General features: G+C 66.4%; 1 protein-coding gene. It reads left to right on the top strand.

Annotated features, from left to right (window positions below):
• Nucleotides 1-560, top strand: a 560-nt coding sequence (locus C7G61_RS43150) for an ABC transporter transmembrane domain-containing protein (protein WP_244608798.1), incomplete at both ends; no start/stop codon positions are given.

The following is a 560-nucleotide window of genomic DNA, read 5'->3' as shown; positions in this document are numbered from 1 at the left end:
GACCCTGCTCATCACTCTGCTGGCCCTGGCTCTTCCCGTTGCGCTGCTCCAGGTCTACGACCGGATCCTGCCGAATAAGGCCGTCGGCACCCTCGCGGTGCTCGCCACAACGGTGGCCTTCGCCGTTCTGCTGGAGGCGCTGTTGCGCCATGTGCGCGGTCGGGTGCTCGCCCGGGTCGCGGCAACGTCCGAGGCGCAGGCGCATCGTCAGGCCATGCAGTGCCTGCTGAACGCTCCTCTGTCGGCGCTGGAGGCGCATGGCAACGGCTATTACGCCGAGCGCCTCTCCGCCATCGGCACCCTGCGCGAGGCATGGTCTGGCCCGGCGCTTCAGGCGATGCTCGACCTGCCTTTCGCGCTGCTCTACCTCATCGGCATCTGGTACCTGGCCGGTCCGCTCGTCCTGGTGCCTCTGACGCTTCTGGCGGGTGTTGGACTCCTGGCTGCTTTGACAGGGCATCGCGTGCGCCACGCCGCCCATAACCTCGCTATGGCCGAGGAGCGCCGCTTCAACTTTCTCTTCGATACCCTGAGCTGCATCCATTCCATGAAGGTGCTGG

The organism is Bradyrhizobium algeriense (assembly GCF_003062295.1).
In the GTDB taxonomy this organism is placed as follows: Bacteria; Pseudomonadota; Alphaproteobacteria; order Rhizobiales; family Xanthobacteraceae; genus Bradyrhizobium; species Bradyrhizobium algeriense.
Note: the sequence above shows the minus strand (reverse complement) of the source record. Positions and strands in the feature narration are given on the sequence as shown.